This window comes from Streptomyces sp. NBC_01166, from assembly GCF_045039765.1.
In the GTDB taxonomy this organism is placed as follows: Bacteria; Actinomycetota; Actinomycetes; order Streptomycetales; family Streptomycetaceae; genus Streptomyces.
On sequence record NZ_CP108613.1, the window covers coordinates 8,037,618 to 8,058,535 of the forward strand.

Here is a 20,918-nt window from a genome sequence, read left to right on the forward strand (position 1 = left end):
GCGAACACCGTGCCCACGGGGCAGCGGTCGCCCGCCGTGAGGCCGACCCAGGTTCGGGCAAGGGGCGGGCCAAGCCGGGCAGCATGGCGGTCAATGCCGCTGGACGCAGATTCGTGGACGAGTCGGTGTCCCGCCACCGTTCCGTTCGTGCCTGCACGAAGCGCGCGGGTGAGGGGTCAGGAATCGTCCGTGACCGTCAGCAGTTCCAGGTGGGCGAGGTCTCCGGGTGGCGGCTTGGTCACCGACCAGAGCGGTGCAGGAGTTCCGTCGGCGACTGCGGCCGGGGCATCCGTCAGATTCATCCGCTCGCGCAGACGGCCGTAGAAGTCCATGCGGTCCAGCCGGACCGCCCGCAGGCGGCGCGGGGCGGCGTACACGCCGATCCAGTCGCCCGGCTGGAGCACGCCCTGCAGCTGCCCGTCGATGCTCACCGCGGCAGGGCCCGAACGTTCCAGCAGGCGCATTCCGATGGGTTCGTCCGGGGCCGTGACGACGGATCGGTCGAACGTCATGTGCGGAGCGACCGGCGTGAAGACGAGCGCTTCCGCGCGCGGTGACAGAACGGGTCCGCCTGCGGCAAAGCTGTAGGCCGTCGAGCCGGTAGGGGTGGCCACCAACAGCGCGTCGGCCGAGTAGGACGCGAGGAGGCGTCCGGAGACGTAGACCCCGACGGACACCTGACGGTCCCTGGACAGCTTCTCCAGCACGATGTCGTTGAGCGCGGTGACACTCAGCGCAATGCCCCACTCGTCATCGATCTCGCAGTCGGGCTGGACATGAGGAGGCGGCAGAAGCGGTCCACGGCCGTACTCCATCAGGGCTTCCATCTCCGCCGGCACCTCAAGGCGGCGGGAAGCGCGCAGGGTGAGCAACATGCGGCTGTCGATCCTGATCCGGTCCTCGCGCACCGCGTCCAGCGCCGCACGCACGTCCTGCACGGAGGTCTCGGTGAGAAAACCGACACGTCCCACGTCGACTCCGAGGACCAAGGCGTCGTTCACGGCGGCCAGCCGCGCACCGCGCAGAAAGGTCCCGTCGCCGCCCAGCGTCACAACGAGATCGGGGTCGCCTGCTGCGTCCACCTCTTCGCGGGCGGTGCGCCGGTTTCCTTCGTGCCACACGTCGATGTCCGCGCACCGCACGGAGTGCTCCTCGCACCACGCACGGACCACGTCCGCCGCCTCCAAGGCCTCCGCGCGCCCACCGTGCACAACGAGACCGACCTGGTGCACCGCCATTTGCCCATCCGGGGCATCCGGGGTCACCACGTCGTGGCCACAGTGCGAAGCGTCACCCAGGCGCCGCTCTCGCGAGCGTAATCGGTGGCCGGTTGCAGCCGCCAGTTCGCCCGTGTGCCGTACACGGTGGCATCGGTGACGGTTCGTGCGACCAACCGGGCAGTGTCGTCCTGGACGTCGAGGTCCATGTCCTTCCCGTCGATCGAGTGATAGATGAACTGTCCCTCGCGCATCTCGGACAGCCACTCGGACCTCGGCTGCACATGGCCCGCCATGTGCGTGAGCGTGAAGCGGTCGCTGAGCAGATCGGCGAGCGTCGGCGTATCTCCGTGGCTCATCGCTTCCATGTAGGCACGGTGAGCCTCGATGATCTCGATACGAGCGCTCGTACCTGCTGACGGTTGCACGGGGTCTCCAGACGGTGTGCGGGGCTTGTTCGGGAAGCGCGGAGTGACGAGTGGGTCCGGCCTCCCGCGTGCAGGGATGCCGGATCCGGGTTGGTGCTGCCCGCCGCCATGCAGTGAGATGCCTGTTTGCGCAGCGGGGCTGAGTTCAGCGTCCATCAAGTGCGTTCTCCGCGCGCGGTGGCGGCGGCAGTCCGGACTTCTCCGAAGAACGGTGAGCGGGGAAGGGCGGGGCCCCGAAGCCCGTAGGCAACCACCGCTTCCGCGCGCCGACCACGACCATCACCTGAACAGAGGGTTCCCGAGGGCTCCGGTGGCGCTCTTCGGTAACGATGGAAGATCGACGCCCGCTGATCCGCGTTGATGCAAGCCGGTCTTGCGGGTTCCCCCGGCCCGCCGGGCAGGGACCGGACGACAGGGAGAATGAACCATGACGGGCCGCCCCATGACCGTGCTCGTAGCAGGCGCCACCGGAAGTGTCGGACGTCTCGTGGTCGCCGAGGCGATCGCTCAGGGATATTCCGTCCGCGCCTTGGTACGCAACCCTTCCAGGGCCGACCGGCTTCCCCCGGAGGCGCAGGTCGTCGTGGGTGACGTCACGGATCCCGAGTCCCTGCCCCCGGCCGTGGCCGGCGTCGAGGCGATCGTGCTGACTCCCGGCTCGGCCGGGACCGGCAGCTCGAGCCCCGAAAGCGTCGACTACGGCGGCGTACGCAACATCCTGAACGCTTCGGGTGCCCAGATACCGTCCACCCCGCAGGCAGGAGCGTACGAGAAGGGAAGACGGACCCTCGGGCGCACCGATCCCGCGTAGCCGACTGCCGCACGGGCCCACCCGGCGGATGACGGTGCTTCACGTCCCGCCGCCGTCGACGGGACGTGAAGCAGGCCAGTCGGTCGAGCGCCCGCAGACATGCGGCAACGGCCGTCGCAAACCGCCCTGAGGTTCTGCTAGCAGCTGAGACCGTCTCCGGGATCGACGCCCAGGACCTGGGTGAAGCGCTCGTAGATGTCGATACGGCTCTGGACCTGCGCGGGGTTGCCGCCGTTGCATTCCAGACTGCCGTTGATGGCACGGATGGTCTCGCCGAAGCCGGCGCTGTTGACCATCGCGTCGTGCGGCGTCATGGTGCCGGGTCCGCTCTGGGTGTTCCAGTACCACAGGCCCGTCTTCCAGGCGACGGACGCGTCGTTCCGGACCAGGTCGGGGTTGTTGAGCAGGTCGATGCCCAGGGCGTCTCCTGCGCTCTTGTAGTTGAAGTTCCAGCTGAGCTGGATGGGCCCGCGTCCGTAGTACTTGTCGTTTCCTGCCGGACAGCCGTACGGCTGGGTGGCGTCGCAGTAGTGCGGGTAGTTGGCGGTGTTCTGCTCGACGACGTACACCAACCCACCGGTTTCGTGGCTGACGTTGGCGAGGAAGGCCGCGGCCTCCTGCTTCTTCACCGTGTCACTGCCGGCATTGGTGAAATCCGGATAGGCGCTGAGTGCGGCCGTGAGACCGCTGTAGGTGTAAAAGGAGTTCCTGTCCGGGAACATCTCGTCGAACTGTGCCTCGGAGAGCACGAACTCTGCGGCCGTGGACGGCGCGTCCGTCTTCTGGGCAAGCGCTGTCGGGGCGAGGGCCAAGGTGCAGAGGGTGGCGGCCGCGCCCGTGGCGGCCAGTAGTGCGAGTTTGCGGGACTTCACGAGGTCGACTCCTGCTGGACGAGGGCGAGGACGAAGGCGAGGTGAGTGGGAGGTCGGGAGGGACTCGTCGTGACAAGCCCCTCCCGCGGGCGGGCGAGCTCGGTGGGCCCGGACGGGACCACCGCTCTCCCGGCCTCGCTCCACTCGATGTGTCAGGAGCCGACGTTGACGTCGATGCAGGCGTAGAACGCGTTGTCGGTGTCCGCCACGTTCCACACGGCGAGCACCTTCTGGTGTCCTGTGAGGCCGCCGAAGTCGACCTCGTGGTTCACCACGGCGCCGGGCTTGGCGCCGCCGTCGTCGAACAGGGCGATCTGCTGACCGCCGACGTAGTACTCCCAGGTGCTGGTGGAGTGCTGAGCCGTGAGCTTCCAGGAGAACGTCGCGTTCTTCGGGACCGAGGTGACGGCCCAGCCCTTGCTGTCGTCGTCCAGCTCCGCGAAGCGGCTGTTCCCGCCGCTGCAGCTGGTGAGGCCCTTGGACCCTTCCACGCTCTGGGGTTCGTAGGTGATGTCCCCGCAGGACACCGTCCCCGCGGCGCACTGAGCCTGTCGGCTCGGCGGATCCGAGATGTAGCCGTGGGCGCTCGCCGAACCGGCGGGCAGACTGATCGCGATGACGGGGGCCAGGGCGGCACCGATCAGCGCCGCTGTCTTCCTACTGGCGTGCATACGTAACTCCTTCACATCAGGCCGCCCCGGGGCATGTGCGGTCATGTGTGGGGGTGACCGCACGTGCCGGGTACGGCCTCTGGGTGGGGGCCAAGAGGCGCGAAGGTCACGCGCACTCACCGTCCTCGCCGGCGCGCGGAGATGCCGGTCGGACTCAACTCCGCAAGCGGAGCGGTGAGTTCTGTTGGACTAGACCATACAAGCGGACGTGTTCGTGTCAAGCATGTGTCGCGGCATCGCTGGCGGGCGCCGCCGGCTGCCTCTGTCCCGGCCTCCTGGCGACGCCCGGTGCGCGCGGAATGAGGTGCCTGGCGGAGTGGTCGGGGCCCGCGTTCACCGCGTCGGAACCATTGAGTTCCCGCAAGGCCGGGAACCGGATACCGAAGGTCACCAGCGCAGTGGCCCGTGCGGGGCGTGTACGCCGGGGCACGGATGTGATGACCGGCCATCAACCCCCGGCAAGTATTCATCGGATGTTGACTGGCACCCTTCAAAGGTGCTCCGCGGGGTAGAACGCCGTTGCGCCATTGGCTCCATGATCCAGCGGGCGTGATATTCATCCGATGAATCTCTTGTCGCCAGGGGACTCCTTCCCGTAATCTCCCCGCAATCGCCCGCCTCGCCCGCAGTGGTCGGATGACAAGGAGAATCATCGGCGGTGAGGCAGCGAGGTGCACCGTCTTTGGCCCCGCTGCAGACTCGGCCGCGAACAGCACTGCCGGGCGTACGGACCCACCCGGTGTACGGACCGGTCCCCTCCGTGAATGACCAGGTGCCCCGGACCTGGCCGGGCGGGCGGCGCCCGGCACAGCAGAGCTGGACCTGACTCGTCACACCATGCCGACGCCCGGCGCCGGCCGCGAAGAGGGAGTGCGCCATGAAGCTCACCAGTGTTCGAACGGCCGCCGCAGCCACCGCGGTGGTCATGGTCGCCGGACTCGCGACGGCCTGCAACCGCGAAAGCGGCGCCACGGGCGACGGCGCGGGGGGCAAACCCAAGATCGGCGTCGACCTGCCCCGTTCCGACTCCGACTTCTGGAACTCCTACGCCCAGTACGTGAAGAAGGAGGCAGCCGACGGAGACCTCACCATGCTGCCCACCAGCAACTCCCAGAACGACGTGACGAAGCTCGTGGCCAACATCCAGGTGTTCCAGAACAGCGGCGCCGAAGCCGTCGTGATGGCCCCGCAGGACACCGGCGCGGTCTCTTCGACGCTCGATCAGCTGGCCGCCGAGAAGATCCCGGTGGTCAGCGTCGACACCCGTCCCGACAAGGGCAATGTCTACATGGTCGTACGCGCCGACAACCGCGCCTACGGCACGAAGGCGTGCGAGCAGCTCGGCGAGCAGCTCGGCGGCAAGGGCAAGGTCGCGGAACTGCAGGGTGCACTCGACTCCATCAACGGACGCGACCGCTCGGTGGCGTTCGCCACCTGTATGAAGACCAAGTTCCCGAAGATCAAGGTCTTCGAACTGCCCACCGACTGGAAGGGCGACGTGGCCTCCGCCAAACTCCAGAGCCTGCTCGCCCAGCACCCCGACCTGAACGGCATCTACATGCAGGCGGGCGGCGTGTTCCTGCAGCCGACGCTCGCCCTGCTCCAGCAGAAGGGCCTGCTGAAGCCGGCCGGTACCCCCGGTCACATCACGATCATCTCGAACGATGGCATTCCGCAGGAGTTCGACGCCATCCGCAAGGGTCATATCGACGCCACCGTCTCACAACCCGCCGATCTGTACGCGAAGTACGCGCTGCACTACGCGAAAGCCGCGGCCGAGGGAAAGCCCGTCAAGGAAGGCCCGACCGACCACGACTCCAAGATCATCAAGCTGCCGAACGGCTACGAGGACCAGCTGCCGGCGCCGTTGGTGACCAAGGAGAACGTCGATGACGCCGCGCTCTGGGGCAACAGCGTGAGCAAGTGACCGGGCGCGCCGGCGGCAGGAGAGCCGGCAGCGCCGCACCGGCACGAAACGGCACCCACGGAAAGGACGGCACATCCGCCATGGTGAACACGGCGACCGCTCCGGTTGCCCGGACCCCTGTGGCCGAGGCGACCGGCATCTCCAAGCGCTTCGGCGCCACCGTAGCCTTGCGCGACGCCCGCATCACCGTCATGCCCGGCGAGTCGCACGCACTCGTCGGCCGCAACGGCGCAGGGAAGTCGACCCTCGTCTCGATCCTCACCGGCCTGCAGAAGCCGGACACAGGCACCCTCGCCTTCCAGGGCGAGCCCGCACCCGCTCACGGCGACCTCGACGCCTGGCGGTCGAAGGTCGCCTGCGTCTACCAGCACTCGACGATCCTGCCCGAACTCACCGTGGCGGAGAACCTCTTCATCCACCGCCAGAGCGCCTCCGCCCTGCGCCCCATCCGCTGGAAGGAACTGCGGCAACGGGCCCGCGACCTGCTACGCGAGTACGGTGTCGACCTCGACCCCACCGCGCGGGCCCGCGACCTGACGGTTGAGCAGCGGCAGTTCGTGGAGATCGCCCGTGCCCTGTCCTTCGGGGCCCGGTTCATCATCCTCGACGAGCCGACCGCCAAGCTGGACGCCAGGGGCATCGCACGGCTCTTCGGCAAACTGCGCGACCTCCAGGCCCAGGGCGTGGCTTTCCTCTTCATCTCCCATCACCTGCAAGAGGTCTACGACCTTTGCGCCGCCGTCACGGTCTTCCGGGACGCGCGACACGTCGTCACCGCACCGGTTGCCGAACTGGACCGCGACGCGCTGGTGGAGGCCATGACGGGCGAGGCGTCATCGGCCACCGCCGAGTGGGCCGCCGTCACAACTGCCGCCGCAGGGCGTCTTCTGCTGCGCCTGGACGGGCTGACGCTCCCCGGCGCTTACGAGGACGTGTCCCTCACGGTGCGCTCCGGCGAAGTGGTCGGCCTCGCAGGTTCGGCCGCGAGCGGCAGCGTCCAGCTCGGAGAGACGCTGGCCGGGCTGCACCGCGCGACGAGTGGTCGGGCCACCGTCGCGGACCGGCCCCTGCGCACCGGCGACGTTCCCACCGCGCTCGCCGCAGGGGTCGCACTGGTCCCGGAGGACCGTCATCTGCAGGGACTGGTGGCCGGTCGCAGCGTCGAGGAGAACGCCACACTGAGCGTCGGCGACCAGCTGGGCCCGTACGGCACCGTACTGCCGTCCCGCTCCCGGCTGTTCGCCCGACGCATGATCGAGGACCTCGACATCAAGACGCCCGGGGCGCGCACACCCGTGTCCGCCCTGTCCGGCGGCAACCAGCAGAAGGTAGTGATCGCCCGGGCCCTCGCGACCGGCCCGCACGTACTGGTGGCCGTCCGGCCGACCAACGGCGTCGACGTCAAGTCGAAGGAGTTCCTGCTCGGCAGGATCCGGAAGGTCGCGGAGGACGGGAAGGCCGCGCTCGTCGTCTCGGACGAACTCGACGACCTGCGGATCTGCGACCGGGTCGTGGTCATGTTCCAGGGCCGCGTCACCGCGGAGTTCGACCGGGACTGGAGCGACGAACACATGGTCGCCGCCATCGAAGGCATGGCCGGCACGCACGAGAAGGAGGCCCTCGATGCCGACCAGCACTGACAGCCCGGCGGCCAACGAAGCGGCCACCGCACCGGCGCCGCCGCAATCGTCGCACCAGCGGGGCATCGACTTCTCCAGGCTGCGCGACCTGTCCCTGGTGCCCGTCCTGCTGGTGCTGGGACTGATCGGATTCATCGTCTCGCCGGCGTTCCTGACCGCCGACAACCTCATCGGGGTCGCGCAGCAGTCCACCGAACTCAGCCTGCTCGTCCTCGCGCAGGCACTGGTGCTGATCGTGGGCCGCATGGACCTCTCCCTGGAGTCGACCATCGGCGTCGCCCCGGTCATCGCCGTGTGGATGGTGCTGCCCTCGGACGCCGGCCGGTTCAGCGGACTCGGCCTGCTGCCCGGCTCCTTCTCCGTGCCGCTGTGCCTGCTCGTCGGCGCCCTGATCGGCGCGATGAACGCCTTCCTCATTCTCAAGCTGCGGCTCAACGGCTTCATCGTCACCCTCGGCGCACTGACCATGCTGCGCGGTCTGCACATCGCTGTCTCCGAGGGGCAGTCGATCGTCGACCTGCCTCCCTCGTTCACCTACCTCGGCCAGACTTCCTGGCTCGGCGTGCCCGCTGCGGTGTGGATCACGGGACTGCTCTTCGCCGCCGGCGGAGCGGCCCTCTCCTGGCTCAGACACGGCCGCGCGCTGTACGCGATCGGCGGCAACCCCGAGGCGGCCCGCACCGCCGGCATCCGGGTCGACCGGATCGTCTGCGTCGTGCTGATCCTGGCCGGCGTGCTGGCCGCCCTGGCGGGCATCCTCTACACCGGCCACTACGGCTCGGTGTCGGCGAACCAGGGCAGCGGCTGGATTTTCCAGGTGTTCGCCGCCACCGTCATCGGCGGCGTCAGCCTCAACGGCGGCAAGGGCACCCTGCTCGGCGCGCTCACGGGCGTGCTGACCCTGCAACTGGTCGTCAACATCATGACGCTCGGCGGAGTGCCGCCGCTGTGGAACCAGTTCCTCAACGGCGCCATCATCATCGTCGCACTGATCATCTCCCGCTTCGCCTCCGGCGAGAAGCAGGAGTGAACCACCGCCCGGACCGGCCGGGCTGGACAAGCCGCGCGAGCTCTTGGACGGCCTCGGAGACCAGCTGACGTGTGTCCCGGGTACCGCGACGAGGTGGACCGTGACGTCCGCGGAGCTTACGCGGGCGCCACGGTCCGGTCGGTCCTCGTCCTGCCGTTCCGCCGATCAGGGCCAGTACCCGCGCCCCAGGCCTCGGGGTCTCACTGCCTGGCTCCCCGCACCTCGACCTCGGCCAGTGACAGCGGATCCGTGCCCGATGCCAACTGCACGCGGACGTGCGCGGCCTCCGTTCCCGGCGGGAGAGTGACAGAGGTCGGGCGGCCCGCCTGCGACGTGACATGGACGGCTGTCACACCCGGCTCGGACCGGGCCCCGGTCAGTGAGTCCGACTTTATCGGGTCCTTCGACGCCAGCACCCAGAAGTCGCGCAGGCGGTTCGCGCAGCAGTCGGTGCGGTTCCACACCTCGACCTCGTCCACGCGGGCGCTCCCGCCCAAATCCACCTGCCACCAGGCCTGGTTCGCCGGTTCGGCTGTGTGCGTCACGGAGCCGTTGCCGAACGCTCCGTCAGTGTTGCCGTCCACCGCCCGGGGGGCCGGTGCGTCCCAGGCCGTTGACTTCTGGGTGGCCGGGCGCCCTGCCGCCAGGTTCTCCCGGGTGACAACCACCGTCACCTTCGTCGTGGTGGTGAGCCGCCCGTGCCGCAGCGTGACGTCCAGCGTGTACGTGCCGGGTGCGGTGGAGGCCGGCGGAGTGAGCGTGAACGGGACATGCGCGGCCGCGCCGGGGCCGAGGGGGCCGAGCCGGGCGGACGACGGTGTGACCGCCCAGCCGGCAGGAGCCGACAGCACCATCTTCGTGGAAGGAGCTGTCCGGCGGGCGGTGTTGGTGACCGTGAGGTCACCGCTTGCCGCACGGCCGGGGTTCAGCTCGCGCGGGAGTTCCGTACGCGTACGCACCAGGCTGTTCACCCCCGGCGTCCGCACCTTGAAGACGTACGCGTGCTTGCCCGACTCCTCCGGGGTCTCGACCACGACCCGCCCTTGTCCGTCCCGGTGCCATGGCAGCGGGCCGGCGTCGGATCCGAGCAGCGTGATCCGGGAGTTCTCCGTGACGGGGGTGTCGGAGCCGAGAGTGAGTTCCTCGCCCGGCCACTTCAGGGCGGTCGCGTAGAGCGCGCCGTCCTTGACCGTGTAGCGGACGTCGTCGCCGCCGGACGGCTCCTCGGCGTGGTGCCAGTACGTCGTCCCGTAGATCGCCTCGCCGTTGGTCCTCAGCCAGGCGCCGATGTCCAGCAGCCGCTGCCGTTGGATCTCCGGGATCGTGCCGTCGCCGCGCGGGCCGACGTCGAGCAGCAGGTTGCCGTTCTTGCTGACGATGTCGACGAGGGAGTCGACGAGCTCATCGGAGGTCAGATGGTCCTCCTCCGGCTCGTTCCGGTTGTAGCCGTAGGAGTGCGCGATCCCGCGGCTCGCCTCCCACTTGTCCGGGTCGATGTCGTCCTTGACCGTGTATTCAGGGGTCTGGAAGTCGAGTTCGCGGGAGTCCAGCGCACCGGTCTCGATCTTGCAGCGGTTGGCGACGGCGACTTCCTTCGGGTTCGGACGGTTCTTGGCCTTGTTGTAGTAGTCGGCGATGACGGGCGCCGTCCTCCAGTAGGAGGCGGGCTTGTCCCACTGGCCGTCGCACCAGATGATGTCGGGGTCGTACTGGTCGATCAGCTCGCTCATCTGTGGAGCCATGTAGTCGGCGACGTAATCGCCGCCGACGGGGGCCCCGGTGTACGGGACGGGGGCGCCGGTGTACGGGTTGATGGCCGGGCGGCCGGTGTAGGACGGGTTGTACCACTCGTACAGCGAGTAGTAGAAGCCCGCCTTGAGCTGCTTGTCCGAACGGCCCCTGCGAGCCGCCGCGAACAGTTCGCCCGCGAGGTCCCGCTTCGGGCCGAGGTCGACGGTGTCCCGCCCCGACACCTTGCTGTCGTACAGCGCGACGCCCTCGTGGTGCTTCGAAGTGAGCACGAAGTACTTCGCGCCGGCGTCCCCGAACAGCTTCACCCAGTCGTCCGGGTCGTACTTCTCGGCCTTCCACTCTCCGATGAAGTCGTCGTAGTCGAAGTCCGTGCCGTAGGCGTCCCGGTGGTGCTTGTTGGTGGCGCTGTCCGGGTCGTTCATGTAGTTCCAGTACCACTCGGCGTAGCTGCCGCGCGGCCCCCAGGCGGGCACCGAGTACGCGCCCCAGTGGATGAAGATGCCGAACTTGTCGTCCTCGAACCACCCGGGTGTCGGGTGGCTGTTGAGCGACTCGACGGTCGGCTCGTAGTCCTTCGCCGCGTCGGTGCCACCGCCACCGCCCCGGTCGTCCGCGCCCGAGGACGGGGGCGCGAGGAGCAGTGCCGCACAGGCGGCCAGAGCCGCCGAGATCGCGGTGCGTCCCGCTGTGCGTCGTCTCACCGTACGTCCTTTCCGAGGAATGCCTGGGCCTGGGCGGGCTTGAGCGCCTCGTCCCAGGTGAGGAGCTCGTCGAGGTCGCCGCGCAGGCTCGCCTTCTCGGTACCGATGGAGCGCATCGGCAGCGGGATGGATGCCTCGACCGTGCCGACACGCTCTCCGTCGGCGTACAGCGTGGTGCGGCCCGGCTCGGCCACCCAGGTCAATGTGGTCCAGCGGTCGAGCGGGAGCGTGTAGGCGAAGGAGTGATCGGCGCTGCCGTAGCGCGTGATGCCGACCCTGCCGGTGCCGTGCTGCATGAGCTTGAGCGCCCCGGCCTTCGAGCTCAGCAGGATCTGGTCGGGGGTGCGGGCCGTGGGGCGTACGCGTACCGATACCGTCCACGGTTCGCTGACGTCGAGTCCGCCGAAGCCGACACCGTCCCGGTCGTGGTCGAAGCGCCAGGCTCCGCCGACGCTGCCCTCGCCCGTGACCGGCGACGGGTTGTTGATGATGTACGAGGTGCCGGGCAGGTCACCGGCCGTGTCCTCGGCGTACAGCGTGTTGCCGGGGCTGCCGGCGTACGTCCAGCCGCTCGGATACGGCGCCGGGTCGAACGTCCAGTGGTGGCTGGGGCGGCCGTCGTCGGTGGGCTGCCCCGTGGGCTCGGCGTGCAGGCCGGGCGGGTCGCCGATGCGGGCCGTCAGCGAACGGAATTCGTCGATGCTGCCCGGTGTCGGTGTGGCATTCCAGGCACGGTCGGCGAGGATCGCTCGGGCACCGGCCATGTGCTGCTCGAAGTACCCGTCAGCGGCCCAGAAATTGTAGTCGGCCCAGTTGGGCAGACCGGAGCCGAGCATGTCGGGGGAGCCGCTCGGGGTCCAGGTGTCGTACATCCACGGCTCGTCGGGATACAGGTTGTGGTAGTTGTTCGGGGTGACGTAGAAGGGGCCGATGGCGATCTCGTCGTGGCCGGGGATGACCGGTTCCCCGCCCGTTCCCTCCCAGGTCAGGAAGACGACGGGGGCGCGGACCGTCTGCTGGGGCGCGTCGAGATGCTCGGAGCCGTTGTAGACGGCGGTGCGCTTGCCGTGCTCGCGGACCACGTCGTCGAGGGTGTTGATGTAGCGGTTGAGGAGATCGCCGAGTGTGGTGACGTCCGGGTCGGTCGCCAGGAAGTCCTTGACACGCGGGCAGTTGGCGAGCTGTCCCGGGACTTCCTCCGCGCCGATCGAGAACAGCGGGGCGTCGAACCAGCCCGCGAACTCGTCGACGATCGCCTTGGACTTCTTGATCGCCTGCTTGCTGGTCATGTCGATGATCCAGTCGGGCGTGAGATGCGAGTGGGTGTGCGCCGCCGTGCAGGGGTTCGCGCCCGCGCCGAAGCCGATGTCGAAGGTCTCACTGATCACGGTCGCGTGACCGGGCAGTTCGAGGCCGGCCATCAACTGGACGTGGTGGCGGGCGGCGAAAGCCTTGAGATGCTCGATGTCGGCGCGACTGTAGCTGTGCTCCGGATCGGCGAGCCCGGGGAACTTCGGGCTGTACAGCCGGAAGCCCTCCGACTCCGAGAGATGCAGGAACAGGGTGTTGAGCTTCTGATCGCCCATCCGGCGGATCAGGTTCTCGAGGTACGAGATCTGCCAGTACTTGCGGGCCGCGTCGAGATGGACCATGCGGACGGACTGGGCCGGCGCGTCGGTGGCACGGGCCCGGGGCAGCGTCCGGTGGGCGGAGTCGGTGGCGCGAAGCAGCTGGAGCAGGGTGCGGGAGCCGTAGAACAGGCCGTGGGTGGACTCGGCCTCGATCCGTACGGGACCGGCGCTGTCGAAGCGGTACCCCTCGGCACCGAGCGGAGCGCCGTCCTTCGATGCGCCGAGGCGCAGGACGATGTCGCCGGCGACCGCATGGGACGTGCCGGAGCCGATCCTTGGCGAGAGACCGCTGATCCGTGCGATCTCACCGCGCAGCTGACGGGCAAGCTGCTGCACCGACTGGCGCGCCGGGCCGGGGAGTTCGGCCTGCCCTGCGGGCAGCGCGGTCCGCGCACGGGTGCGGGGGTCGATCAGGATGCGAGTGCGCGGCGTGAGGACGGTGCTGCCCCCGAGATCGGACCATTCGGTGGGGCGGGGAACAACAGGAGCAGGTGGCGCCGCGGACGGCGGCTGGTCGGCCACGGCTGCACCGGACGGTGTCATAGCTCCGATGACCAGGCTGAGGGTCACTATGAAAGCGGACAGGAGTCTGCGCACTATCGCCTCCAAGCATCAAGGGACATGGGGACCGTAGTGCGGGGGCGAATCTCTGGCAAGAGATAGATCGGATGTATCCCTTGGATTGCTGGGCGCACGCGCTGCGTTTCTACGAGCGCGAGGGCCTCTTCGTGAATCCCGTACGACGCGGTCCTGGCGGGCGCCTTGTCCACAGCCGGAACGACGTCGACCGGCTGACCGTCTGCATCATTCTCCGTGCCTCAGGCATGCCCCTGCCCGCGCTCAGCGCTCAGCCGGTACGCCGACCGCGTGGGGAGGGAGCCGGCAATCACCGAGTCCCTGGACCTGATCCGGTCCAAGGTCGGCGTGTACGAGGATCTTGTCGACCCGGCCGGGCCCGACGATCTCTGCACCGGTGCGGCTCAGCGGGTCCGGTAGCGCGCGTAGATCAGGCCGCTGTCGAAGGCACGCTTCTCGACCAGTTCGAGATCGAGGCGCACGCCGTCGGGGAAGAACCGCTTGCCGCCGCCGACCACGCTCGTGGTGATGAACAGGTGGTACTCGTCCACCAGGCCGGCCGCGATCGCCTGGGCCGCGAGGTTCGGGCCGTCGACGGTGAGGTCGTGATCAGCCTCGGCCTTGAGCTTGCGCACGGCTTCCGGGTCGAAGGTCCGCTCGATCCTGGTTTTCGCGCTGGACACCGACTCGAGCGTCGTGGAGTAGACGATCTTCTCCGCGGCCTGCCAGACGCGGGCGTACTGCAGGATGTGCGGCGGCTGGTCCGGCTCGGTGTGTGCGGTCTCCCAGTAGACCATCGTCTCGTACATCCGTCGGCCGTAGAGGTACGTACCGACGGGGCGGAAGAGGTCTCCGACGAAGGTATGCACCTCCTGATCCTCGGCCCCGGTGCCGAGGTCGCCCTCCGCCGCCTCGGCGTAGCCGTCGAGGGAGGTGATCATCGAGTAGACGAGCTTTGCCATGCCGGTCTCCTTCGGGTGCGCGCGTACGTCTTCCGGCGGTCCTGCAGACTGTGACCTCCGCACGACCCGAGACTCATCGATCGGTGGCCGACCAGTTTTATGGGCCGTCAGATCACGGACCGGGCCCACCCCGTTGCCGGCTCGCGCCCTGGCCATCCGCTGCGCGAAACGAGTGGCTCACCACCGGTCGGAGGACATCATCGCGGCCGTCATGTTGTACCTGCGCGCCGACTCACCGGTCAGCTGCCCGGGGATGTCGCGGGCGGCCAACCGCATGGTCCGCCTCCGACAGGGTGACAGACGGATCAGCGCGGGTGCGGAAGCCGAAGCCCGGCCTCTCGGAGCGCCAGACTGCCCGGGGCCCGTTCGCTCTCGCACACCCGGAGCTCCCTCATGTCCCAGCCCTCCACCGGGCCGACCGAATCGGACACCTATCTGGCCGTGTGCGGCCACACCCACCTGTTTCCGGGCGCCCGTTGCCGGGTCACGGGGCTTCCGGATCTCCAGGCCTTCGCGGCAGACCCATGGCCGGTCGACCTGGACCTGCGCTTCTCCGACGATGTGGTCGCCGAGGTGGAGTTGCGCATCGAAGACCCGGCGGGCCCCGTCCTCACCGTCCGGGCCTACACCACCGGCGCCGGCACTCGCATCGCTGGGCGCAGGTGGCTGATCCGGGAGTTCGTCCCAACGGGAGACGAGGTCGAGCTGACGATCGGCAGTCCTGCCTGAGGGCTGCGGAATCATCACGGCAGGCTACGGTCGCTTCGACGGGCTGAGGGAGTTCGCAGGCCAGTTCCGGAGGGGGCAGCCTCGACCTCCACGGTCGTACCGTCCAGGAACGTCAGCACCACGGACGCCTCATCGGCTGTGACCCGCACGGACACCGCCTCCCGCAGTGCCTCGGGATGCAGCGTGTCGCGGGAGAGTGCGACGAGGGAGACCTGAAGGCTCCTGCCGCCCGGATGACGGTCCAGCCGCAGGCAGGGAATCGCCGAATGCGGTCCGTACGCGTTGGACTCCACATCCCGGGCAACCTCCGCCGCTGCCCGGCCGGTGCCCGCCGTCCCGTCCCAGCCGTGGAGTGCGACCACCGCACTGCTCAGCCCCTCGGCCGTACGGGCCATCGACCAACCGGGCCCGGTTCCGCCGACGGGAGGCAGCGTGTGTGCCACCGGGTGGCCGCCCTCCCGCACTGTCGCCCCTGCGGGCGCGTCGACATGGTGGACGCGGATCTCCCACGGGCCGTGCAGCACACTCGTCGTCCCGATCCGGTACTCCCGCTCGTCGCCCGGCAGCCGGGCGGCATACCAGGAGCTCGCCGTGCGACCCGCACAGTGCGCCCGGTGGATGCGACTGCGACGGCTCGGTGTTCCGTCCGGGGCGAGCAGCGCCAGGTGGTTGTCGATCCCACGGGCTGCCGCGTGCGGGGCCGACTCCGGTGCCGTGGCCGTCGAGTAGGCGAACCGTGCGTAATGCGGGTCCTCCTCTCCGTCCGCGCGATCGGCGTCTGGGTCGAAGGGGGGCTTGTGGTCGCTGCCATGGTTGACCAGCCGGACGATGCCGTCGTGCCGTGTACCGTGCAGCAGCCAGCCGGGCGCGGGCAGCGCGGTGTACCGGTCGCCCTCCTCGATAGGCAACGGCACTTCCCGTGCCGTCCACACCGGGTGGTCCGCCGGGAGCAGCAGCCCGAGGAACCCTTTGCTCGCCCAGTACGGGGAGGCGGGCCCGGAGTACGGCTGGGTGACGGGCAGGAAGGTGTCGTACCAGCCCAGTGTCAGCAGCCCACGCTCGTCCGGCACCCCGCGCTCGGCGAAGTGCCGCATCGTGCCCGAGGCGAGCCGCCGGGTCAGACCGGGGGCCAGAGGTGTGCAGTCCGCCAGGGCGCCCATCCAGACGGGGGCGAGGGCCGCGAAACGGTACGTCAGCGAACGCCCGTGGTGGACAGGGGCCCCGTCGGCCCCGAAGAAGTGCGGGTAGTCCTCCAGGAACCGGCTGAGCCGCTGCCGGTAGACAGCGGTGCGGCCCCCGTCGTCCGGCCCGGCGATCCGTGACCACAGGAGCGGGTACAGATGCATCGCCCAGCCGATGTAGTAGTCGAAGTTCTGCCCGTCGCCGTCGGTGTACCAGCCGTCACCGACGTACCAGTCCTCGATCCGGTCGAGGCCGGACTCGATGTCCGTACGGTTGTAGGGCGCCCCGACCGAGGCCAGGAACTGCTCGGACACCACCTGGAACAGCCGCCAGTTGTTGTCCCAGGTGCGCCCGCCGACGAAGCCGGAGAGCCAGTCGGCCACCCGTTCCCGCACCCCGGCGTCCAGCCGGTCCCAGATCCACGGCCTCGTCTCGTGCAGCGCCACCGCGATCGAGGCGGCCTCGACCATCTGCTGCGAACAGTCCGTGATCCGTGGCCACGACTCGCCGCTGTCCGGGTCGGTGCCCGCCGCCAGGCCCGCCGCGTACCGCTCGATCAGCGCGGGCTCCACGGCCCCGCCGGCGCCCGCGATCCGGAAGGCGGCCAGCAGGAACGTCCGGGCGAATCCCTCCAGCCCGTCGCACACGATCCCCGACCAGCTGGACCGCCCCGGCAGCCGGTACTGGGCGAAGCCGGGGGTCGCGTACGGCACCAGCGCGTCCAGCATCCGGTCGGCCGTCACCTCCCAGTGGGCCCGGGTCCACCCGGTGCGGGAGGACAGCGCCCGGTCGGTCGGCGGGAGGTGCAGGTACGGGGCGACGGGCATGGAGGATGCTCCTGGGAAGTCGGACTACAGGACGAGTTCGGCGTGGTGGGTGTGGCCCCGGGACCCGCCGACCGCGACGGTGATCAGCGTCCGACGGCCCGGCACCACGCTCATCGTCGCGTCGGCGCCACCCACCTTCCGTACGTGGTAAGGCAGTTCGAGAGTGAGTGAGGTCTGCGTACGGCCCGGGTCCGCCACGGCGACCGAGAGGCGGGGCCCGTGCCGTCGCACCAGCACCGAGGAAGGACCCGAGGCGGTGATTCCGCCGGCGCTTCCCGCCGCCCAGAAGTTCACCGCGGTCAGACCCAGCCGGCGCACGTCCACCGCCTGTGCGGTGGCATCGTTGACGAGAACGTGCACCGGCCGCGAGTGGGACCACACGGCCGTGGCAGCGGCCGACGCGCCCGGCAGCAGGACGTAGGCGTACCGCGCGTCGGTGGGTGAGACGCCGTGACCGACCCAGAGTGTGAGGTAGCGGCGAGTGACGGGGTCGGCCGAACCACCCGTGTCAGCACCGGTGTTGATCTCACGCCAGGCCCCGGTGCGTTCCTCGCGCAGGGTGTGCAGTGTGGTTCGTTCGAGCAGGGCGTAGCCACCCACGTCCTGGATGTGAGCCCAGCGGGCCCGGTCGAAGTCCGCGGGCCGTCCCTGGTCGAGCGGTTGCCGGATGCCGTCCACGGTCAGCCGGTGCCGTCCGTCCGTACCGAGGTTGCGGTTCTCCAGCACGGTCTCGACAGGGTGCCCGTCGCCCGATGAGATGCCCGATCCGAGTGCGACCACCGCGTTGTCCAGCAGGAACCAGGACTTGCGGGCGCGCAGCGTCGTGCCGGGCGCGCCGGTCACCTCCATCGCGGCCGCACCGTAGCGGTCCTGGAGGACCGCGCCGCCCGCGACGGCGTTCCCCGGCCGGTACGTGGAGGTGCCGCCACCGGTGCCGAGGTCCGTACGACGGCGTGTGTCCACGGTCGTGCCGGGCAGCCGGTAGGGGTCGACCGTGGGCCAGAAGCCGTCGTTGAACTGTCCGAGGTCGTCGGCGTCGTAGAGGTACGTCATTCCGTCGCCGGTGTACCAGCCGTGCAAATTCTCACCGTTGCCCGCCTCGTAGGCCGAGATCCGTTTCGAGGACATCGACAGGGTGAAGGCCCACTGCGGCCGGCGGTGCACCACCCGGTCCATGTCGGCGAATACGGACAGGCCCGTGGTGCGGGGCTCCGCCTGGATCTTCCGGTCGCCCAGTACGTCTTTGGCCAGGGCGAGTTGGGGGAGAGTGGCGAGACCGGTGAAGGGGGTGGTGCGGTTGCGGGTCAGCCAGCCCTTGACGACCGCACGCCAACGGTCCGCGTACGCGGTCGGCGCGCCGGCCGCCAGCAGCAGGATCGCGGCCACCGCCGCGGCGCCGTCCCGGTGGTCACCGGCCCGCTCCCGGGAGACGGCGCGGCCGCGCACCGCGTCCATCATGAGTCCGTCGAAGATCACGGGAGTGAAGGAGCGTTCCACGGCCTCGTACATCACCGAGACCTTCGGATCGGCGACTTCCCAGGGCGAACCGGCCAGCAGTGCCAGCAGATACGCCGCCCCGCCCAGCAGCACCGTGCCGTACGTGCCGGTGTACGCGACCACGTCGTGTTGTACGAAGGAGCCGTCCTCGTAGAACCCGTCGCCCGAAGCGGCGTACCTGAAAAGGCTGTTACGGCCGGAATCGCGTACGTCGGACAGGGCGTCCCGGGCCGAGGCGAGCTTCGCCGTGTCCTGCCCGAGCAGCCCCCGCAGGGCGACGATCACGGCCTTGTCGGTGCGGTTCGCGCCGGTCTCGGCGAGAGTGGGGGAGTTGGTGCGACGGTCCGCGTCGGGACAGAACCGGTCGACCACCGCGAGGTGTGCGGCGAGGTCGGTGCCGGGCAGCCGGTCGCGCAGCAGCACGCAGCAGTCCATCAGTGCCCGCGGTGCACCGATCTCCCAGAACCACCAGTTGCCTCTCTCCGGCAGCCCGGGGTTGTAGGCGGTGTCGTGGACGAAGCGCAGGGCCGCCACGAGCGTGTCCGCCACCTCCTGGTCGGCGGTGAGTGAGGTGCCGGGGGTGGCCCAGGCCGTGGCGAGGGTCCGCAGCCGCGTGTAGCTCTGGCCGAAGTTGCCGGCGTCGGTGAGCGGTGCGAGATCGGCCCACAGTGCGGTCCGGCCGGTGGTGTCGCGGTCCAGGGTGCCCCAGAAGCCACGAGCCGTGGTGTCGAGCGTGTCGAGAGCCATGGCGAAGTCCGGGTCGGCGGAGTCGAACGCGCCGCCCGTCAGCAGTGTTCCGGCCCGTTGGAGGAGCGCGCCGAAATCGTCCGCGTCGGTCGAGTCCCGTGCGTTGCCCGACGCCGGTCCGGCCGTGGCGATGAGTGCGGTGGCGGCCGTGGCGCCGGTGGCGGTGAGGAGGGATCTCCTGCTCATGTCCATGCTGGCTCCGTTCCGGACGGTCAGTCGGTCAGGGTGCTCGGGTCGACGGGCGGCTTCGGCAGATTCAGCGCGGCCAGCTCCGCCCTTCCGGTGGCGTCGACCGGGAAGGCCCAGGTCCCGATGAAGAACTCACTGAGGTCGTAGCCCGCGATCCGGCTGGAGTACGTCGCCAGCGCCCGGTAGCGCTTGGCGTTCTCCGTGGAGTCGGACTGCGGATTCTCCTCGCGCACCAGGCGGTGCAGCCGGGGCCAGAAGTCGTCACCGAAGGCCAGCTCCAGTTGTCGGAGCGGGACGAGCTTCTCGTAGGCGCCGAACGACTTCTCGTACGTCAGTCCCGCCGTCCCGAACTTCGCTCGTGCCGTCTGGAAGGCGGTCAGCCCGGTCGCCGGGTCGACGGTGAGGAGGTTGGAGGGCTGCCCCAGGGCGCGCTGGGCGGCCAGGGAGTAGATGTTCACGGTGACCTCGGTGAGCCCTCCCGGCTTGTACGCCATCTGCTGATGGAGGTGGCCGAGCTCGTGGTAGAGGCCCCAGCCGCGGGTGCGCAGCCCCTCCACGGTGGTGGCCCGGTCGAGGTAGGCGCGCGGGAAGCCGTTGTATCCGTGTGTGGCGTAGGCACCGACGCCCGTGGGGACCTTGCTCACTTCGGTGAAGTGATAGGGGCCGGCCTTGCGCCGGTGGACCGGCTTCGAGCCGTCCAGGCCGCTGATCGCGGCCGCCGAGTCGATGATCTGCTCGACGAGGCGCAGCAGCGCGGAATGGTCCTCGCCGCGGTGGAGCAGAGCCCCTTCCCGGGTGAGCGTCATGATCGTGCGCGGCGCGTGCAGTTCCGCGTACGGCACCCCGGGTGAAGTGTCCAGCATCCGCTGGTAGCCGGCTTCGGTGGTGCTGCCCAGGGCGAACACGGGCATGGCCTCCGAGCCGGAGCGGAAGACCACCTCCGCCCGTTCACCCGCTCCGGCCAGGGTGAGGTAGGCCGGACCGCCGTGCGGGTCCGTGACGGTGTTGGATCCTGCCATGAGCGGGTAGCGGCGCGGCTCCTTGACCTCGCCGTAGTAGTCCCAGGCGCCGATCCACAGCGTGGGAAGCAGACCGTCGTGCGGCCCGACGGTGAGATCCAGCGGTGAACCCGGCGGGACGTACCGGCCGGTGGGCTGGAACTCACTGCCCCGCAGGGCCTGGGCCAGCCGCAGCCGTTCCGCCTCGGCTGCGGGCCGGGCGACCACCGTCACCCGGACGTTGCGGTGGGCAGACGTGCGGGCCGGGGCGAGGGCCGCCGCAGGGCCGGAGGCGGCGCCCAGAGCGGCGAGGGCGCCGGCCCCCACCGCGGCGGAGAGGACGGAACGGCGGCCGACCGGGGCGGCTGAGGCGGAGAAGCGCATGCGGAACTCTCCCTGCTGAAGTGAATGAGGGCACGAGCGGGCGGAACCGGTGGAGCCTGCCGTCAGCATGTAAGCGGTTGCCATCAAGCCGCAAGAGGGGTCGGAAAGTTACTACGATTTACTATGGCCGGACCGGGGTGACCGTCC

Annotated in this window: 16 protein-coding genes and 1 pseudogene; 7 read left to right on the forward strand and 10 right to left on the reverse strand. The window is 69.5% G+C overall.

Features of this window, described 5'->3' with window-relative positions:
• Positions 1-176: 176 nt before the first annotated feature.
• Both OG379_RS36385 and OG379_RS36390 read right to left on the reverse strand, forming a co-directional pair.
• Entirely contained in the window at positions 177-1,238 is a 1,062-nt protein-coding gene (locus OG379_RS36385; RefSeq protein WP_405667502.1) for an NAD(+)/NADH kinase, read from the reverse strand.
• A 23-nt stretch (positions 1,239-1,261) separates the two neighbouring features.
• A complete protein-coding gene (locus OG379_RS36390) occupies positions 1,262-1,801 on the reverse strand; it encodes a nuclear transport factor 2 family protein (protein ID WP_405667503.1) in 540 nt (179 codons plus the stop codon).
• Positions 1,802-2,072: 271 nt separating this feature from the next.
• Here OG379_RS36390 and OG379_RS36395 point away from each other — a divergent pair, with 271 nt between their 5' ends.
• The gene (locus OG379_RS36395; RefSeq protein ID WP_405667504.1) at positions 2,073-2,456 is read left to right on the forward strand and encodes an NAD(P)H-binding protein; all 384 of its coding nucleotides are present in this window, start codon (positions 2,073-2,075) and stop codon (positions 2,454-2,456) included.
• A 137-nt stretch (positions 2,457-2,593) separates the two neighbouring features.
• Here OG379_RS36395 and OG379_RS36400 read toward each other — a convergent pair whose 3' ends face one another.
• A complete protein-coding gene (locus tag OG379_RS36400) occupies positions 2,594-3,328 on the reverse strand; it encodes a chitinase (protein ID WP_405667505.1) in 735 nt (244 codons plus the stop codon).
• A 152-nt stretch (positions 3,329-3,480) separates the two neighbouring features.
• Positions 3,481-3,999, reverse strand: a complete 519-nt coding sequence (locus OG379_RS36405; RefSeq protein ID WP_405667506.1) for a lytic polysaccharide monooxygenase auxiliary activity family 9 protein — start codon at positions 3,997-3,999, stop codon at positions 3,481-3,483.
• An 877-nt stretch (positions 4,000-4,876) separates the two neighbouring features.
• On the opposite strand from OG379_RS36405, the gene OG379_RS36410 reads away from it, so the two are divergent.
• The 3 genes from OG379_RS36410 to OG379_RS36420 all read left to right on the forward strand — a co-directional run bounded on the left by OG379_RS36410 (position 4,877) and on the right by OG379_RS36420 (position 8,596).
• Complete coding sequence (locus tag OG379_RS36410; RefSeq protein WP_405667508.1) at positions 4,877-5,926, forward strand: sugar ABC transporter substrate-binding protein; 1,050 nt, start codon at positions 4,877-4,879, stop codon at positions 5,924-5,926.
• An 80-nt stretch (positions 5,927-6,006) separates the two neighbouring features.
• Positions 6,007-7,566, forward strand: a complete 1,560-nt coding sequence (locus OG379_RS36415; RefSeq protein WP_405667509.1) for a sugar ABC transporter ATP-binding protein — start codon at positions 6,007-6,009, stop codon at positions 7,564-7,566.
• Entirely contained in the window at positions 7,550-8,596 is a 1,047-nt protein-coding gene (locus tag OG379_RS36420) for an ABC transporter permease (RefSeq protein ID WP_405667511.1), read from the forward strand. The genes OG379_RS36415 and OG379_RS36420 overlap by 17 nt, the downstream gene beginning before the upstream one ends.
• A 200-nt stretch (positions 8,597-8,796) precedes the next feature.
• Here the strand turns inward: OG379_RS36420 and OG379_RS36425 are convergent, their stop codons facing one another.
• On the reverse strand, positions 8,797-11,049 hold the full coding sequence (locus OG379_RS36425) for an alpha-L-fucosidase (protein ID WP_405667512.1): 2,253 nt from the start codon (positions 11,047-11,049) through the stop codon (positions 8,797-8,799).
• Positions 11,046-13,250 (reverse strand): family 20 glycosylhydrolase, encoded by a 2,205-nt coding sequence (locus OG379_RS36430; RefSeq protein ID WP_405667514.1) that lies wholly within the window; start codon positions 13,248-13,250, stop codon positions 11,046-11,048. The genes OG379_RS36425 and OG379_RS36430 overlap by 4 nt, the downstream gene beginning before the upstream one ends.
• A 98-nt stretch (positions 13,251-13,348) precedes the next feature.
• On the opposite strand from OG379_RS36430, the pseudogene OG379_RS36435 reads away from it, so the two are divergent.
• Together OG379_RS36435 and OG379_RS36440 are read left to right on the forward strand one after the other, a co-directional pair.
• A pseudogene (locus OG379_RS36435) lies at positions 13,349-13,459 on the forward strand (hypothetical protein); the annotation flags it as partial.
• 88 nt (positions 13,460-13,547) lie between these two features.
• Positions 13,548-13,676 (forward strand): hypothetical protein, encoded by a 129-nt coding sequence (locus OG379_RS36440; RefSeq protein WP_405667515.1) that lies wholly within the window; start codon positions 13,548-13,550, stop codon positions 13,674-13,676.
• On the opposite strand, the gene OG379_RS36445 is transcribed toward OG379_RS36440, so the two are convergent.
• Positions 13,661-14,218 (reverse strand): dihydrofolate reductase family protein, encoded by a 558-nt coding sequence (locus OG379_RS36445; RefSeq protein ID WP_405667517.1) that lies wholly within the window; start codon positions 14,216-14,218, stop codon positions 13,661-13,663. The two genes, OG379_RS36440 and OG379_RS36445, sit on opposite strands and share 16 nt — an antisense overlap.
• Positions 14,219-14,611: 393 nt before the next feature.
• Here OG379_RS36445 and OG379_RS36450 point away from each other — a divergent pair, with 393 nt between their 5' ends.
• Positions 14,612-14,947, forward strand: coding sequence for a hypothetical protein (locus OG379_RS36450; RefSeq protein ID WP_405667518.1), 336 nt, complete (start codon positions 14,612-14,614; stop codon positions 14,945-14,947).
• Positions 14,948-14,961: 14 nt separating this feature from the next.
• On the opposite strand, the gene OG379_RS36455 is transcribed toward OG379_RS36450, so the two are convergent.
• The 3 genes from OG379_RS36455 to OG379_RS36465 are packed head-to-tail and all read right to left on the reverse strand — an operon-like array spanning position 14,962 to position 20,771.
• Positions 14,962-16,956, reverse strand: coding sequence for a DUF2264 domain-containing protein (locus OG379_RS36455; protein ID WP_405667519.1), 1,995 nt, complete (start codon positions 16,954-16,956; stop codon positions 14,962-14,964).
• A gap of 24 nt (positions 16,957-16,980) precedes the next feature.
• The gene (locus tag OG379_RS36460; protein WP_405667520.1) at positions 16,981-19,392 is read right to left on the reverse strand and encodes a polysaccharide lyase 8 family protein; all 2,412 of its coding nucleotides are present in this window, start codon (positions 19,390-19,392) and stop codon (positions 16,981-16,983) included.
• Positions 19,393-19,412: 20 nt separating this feature from the next.
• Positions 19,413-20,771, reverse strand: a complete 1,359-nt coding sequence (locus OG379_RS36465; RefSeq protein ID WP_405667522.1) for a M60 family metallopeptidase — start codon at positions 20,769-20,771, stop codon at positions 19,413-19,415.
• Between the last annotated feature and the right edge of the window lie 147 nt (positions 20,772-20,918).

Bases quoted from the DNA above. Each gene is read 5' to 3' on its own strand.
- OG379_RS36410 (WP_405667508.1), top strand. From the start codon at position 4,877: ATGAAGCTCACCAGTGTTCGAACGGCCGCCGCAGCCACCGCGGTGGTC.
- OG379_RS36395 (WP_405667504.1), top strand. From the start codon at position 2,073: ATGACGGGCCGCCCCATGACCGTGCTCGTAGCAGGCGCCACCGGAAGT.
- OG379_RS36445 (WP_405667517.1), bottom strand. From the start codon at position 14,218: ATGGCAAAGCTCGTCTACTCGATGATCACCTCCCTCGACGGCTACGCC.
- OG379_RS36415 (WP_405667509.1), top strand. From the start codon at position 6,007: ATGGTGAACACGGCGACCGCTCCGGTTGCCCGGACCCCTGTGGCCGAG.
- OG379_RS36450 (WP_405667518.1), top strand. From the start codon at position 14,612: ATGTCCCAGCCCTCCACCGGGCCGACCGAATCGGACACCTATCTGGCC.
- OG379_RS36405 (WP_405667506.1), bottom strand. From the start codon at position 3,999: ATGCACGCCAGTAGGAAGACAGCGGCGCTGATCGGTGCCGCCCTGGCC.
- OG379_RS36420 (WP_405667511.1), top strand. From the start codon at position 7,550: ATGCCGACCAGCACTGACAGCCCGGCGGCCAACGAAGCGGCCACCGCA.
- OG379_RS36385 (WP_405667502.1), bottom strand. From the start codon at position 1,238: ATGGCGGTGCACCAGGTCGGTCTCGTTGTGCACGGTGGGCGCGCGGAG.
- OG379_RS36455 (WP_405667519.1), bottom strand. From the start codon at position 16,956: ATGCCCGTCGCCCCGTACCTGCACCTCCCGCCGACCGACCGGGCGCTG.
- OG379_RS36460 (WP_405667520.1), bottom strand. From the start codon at position 19,392: ATGGACATGAGCAGGAGATCCCTCCTCACCGCCACCGGCGCCACGGCC.
- OG379_RS36465 (WP_405667522.1), bottom strand. From the start codon at position 20,771: ATGCGCTTCTCCGCCTCAGCCGCCCCGGTCGGCCGCCGTTCCGTCCTC.
- OG379_RS36390 (WP_405667503.1), bottom strand. From the start codon at position 1,801: ATGGACGCTGAACTCAGCCCCGCTGCGCAAACAGGCATCTCACTGCAT.